Genomic DNA, 2388 nt, shown 5'->3' on the forward strand with positions numbered 1-2388 from the left:
GACTCGCTGTTCACGACATTCAGCGTAAGGTCGGCAAGCTTGGTCAGTGAGTTGCCTCCGATACGGGTGATGGCGATCACCGTACTTCCGTTCTTCTTGGCTTCCCGCGCTACCTTCAGCACACTGTTGGTCTCCCCCGAGTAGGAGATGGCGATAAGCACGTCCTGTTTGCGCAGGGCACACGCTTCCACAATCTGCATGTCGCTGTCGGCGGTGAAGACCGCCTTCAGCCCCAGCCTGGCAAGCTTTTGCTGCAGGTCTATGGCAACAACGCCGCTAGCCCCTACTCCGCTGATCAAGAGGTGCGAAGCACGAAGAATGGCTTCCACCGAAGCCTCCACCGCCTTCGGATCGATGACACTCTCAAGACCCCTCAAGCTCTCACAGGTACTACCGACGACCAAGTGGACAAGCTCATCGGCACTGGTTTTCTCGGTGACTTCCCTGACCTTCTGTTCCTCCGCCACACGCTCGGAAGAGAACACTTCCTTGGCCAAGGCCAAACGAAGCTCGGTATAGCCTGCAAACCCCAGCCTGCTTGCAAACCGTATGCAGGCTGCCGCACTGGAACCGGTGGCCTTGGCCACATCCTGCACGCCCATGGAAACGGCTTGGGTAGGATTGGCCAACAAAAAGTCTGCCACCTTGCGTTCACTGGGTGCCAGATTGGGAAGAAATTGCTTGATCAGATAAAGACATCCACTCATGTACACAGCATAGCATATTCACTGTGGTTGCGGAATGAAATTATTTTTTAGAAGTGAAATTTATTTATTGGAAATCCTTTTTGTTTTTCCTTGACAACTCACACTTGCAGGGTGAGAATTCATCTGTGGTAACTCATCACACAAAAAGGAGATTTGTCATGAAAAAACACACACTTGTCAGCATTCTGCTGATCCTCGTGACTGCAAGCTTGCTCTTTGGTGCAGGCGTGCAGGAACAAGCAGCCCCAGAGGCGGCGAAGACCGTTCTGGAGTTCTGGACCTGGAGACCTGAGGACGTAGACTTCTACGCCAAGCAGATCGCCCTCTTTGAAGCAGCCAACCCCACGATCAAGGTCGTGCAGACTGCACACAAGAACACCGAGTACAACACCATTCTGGCAGCATCGCTGTCCGGTGGAGCCGGACCCGACGTCTTCCAGGGCCGTGCCTACGGCGGGCTTGCGACCTTTGCAGACTCCGGCTTCCTCGAACCCCTTGAAGCTTGGATGCCCGAACTGAAGAACTACTCCCCCACCGCCCTGCTGGGAGCCACCAGCCCCACCGACGGCAAGGTGTATGGAAGCCCTGCAGTAAGCCAGACCGTATTCATGTTCTACAACAAGGACATCTACAAGAAACTCGGCCTTTCGATTCCCAAGACCTGGGACGAGATGATCAGCAACTTCGAAGCAGCCAAGAAAGCCGGGTACATCCCCCTTGGCAACGGGGCAAAGGACGGCTGGTGCCTTGAGACCATGCTTGGCGGCATGGGACCAAGCCTCTACGGCGGAACAGCCTTCTTCAACGACGTGGTTGCGGGCAAGAAAACCTTCCAGGATCCCGCTTTCATTGCCATGGTTGAGCAGATGAAGGGCCTTACCAAGTACATGCCTGACATGTACATGGGTATCAGCTACGAGGATATGCGCTCGAACTTCTTCAACGAGCTCTCCCCCCACTTGATCGCAGGCTCCTACGAAGCAGCCTACTTCAAGTCCCAGAACCCCGCCTTGAACTTCGACATTTTCGCAGTCCCCGGTATGAAAGCAACCGATCCTGCGTATGTATCGGTCTATGCAGACATGAACTTCGCCATGAATGCCAAATCCAAGAACAAGGACGCAGCAGTCAAGTTCCTGAAGTTCCTCTCCTCCAAGGAGTTCGGGAAGGCCATGGTCACCGACCTGAAGATGGTCACCTCCGTTCCCGGAGTCGACGCCTCCAGCGAGCCTTTCATCGCCCGTGTCCTTGAGTTGCAGAAGAACGCCACCCCGTTCCTGTTCCTCGTAGGCTTCCGGTATCAGCAGCCCACCGGCTCCTCCCTCTGGCAGGCAGCAGCCCAGGGCGTGATGGCAGGAACCCTTACTCCCGCACAGGCCGCAAAGCAAGTGCAGGACGGTATCGCCTCCTACTACAAGCCGTTCCAGAAATAAGGGCTTTTCAACCTGCAGAGGAAACTCTGCAGGTTGAGGGTTCTTTATACCCCCGCCGTGCAATACGTAGGTAATGCTTGGAAAAACAATCAAATTGCATGGAAGAGAATGTACCGAAGTCTTGCACGACGAAAAGTTCTATCTGATCCGACGATACCAATCCTGATTTTTGCTACTTATTTATAGGCTTTGTTGGGAAGTGCTCTGCTACTATTACTGTTGGATTTCGAGTGGAAGTGGCGCAGGGC

Annotated in this window: 2 protein-coding genes; one reads left to right on the forward strand and one right to left on the reverse strand. The window is 54.1% G+C overall.

The window, feature by feature from the left end:
- The coding region (locus B3F49_RS04780) for a MurR/RpiR family transcriptional regulator (RefSeq protein ID WP_293909330.1) at positions 1 to 707 on the reverse strand (707 nt) is incomplete at its 3' end.
- Between the two features lie 158 nt (positions 708 to 865).
- Between B3F49_RS04780 and B3F49_RS04785 the strand changes: the two genes are divergently transcribed.
- A complete protein-coding gene (locus B3F49_RS04785) occupies positions 866 to 2140 on the forward strand; it encodes an ABC transporter substrate-binding protein (RefSeq protein ID WP_293909332.1) in 1275 nt (424 codons plus the stop codon).
- Positions 2141 to 2388 lie beyond the last annotated feature (248 nt).

Source organism: Sphaerochaeta sp. UBA5836 (assembly GCF_002432845.1).
Classification (GTDB): Bacteria; Spirochaetota; Spirochaetia; order Sphaerochaetales; family Sphaerochaetaceae; genus Sphaerochaeta.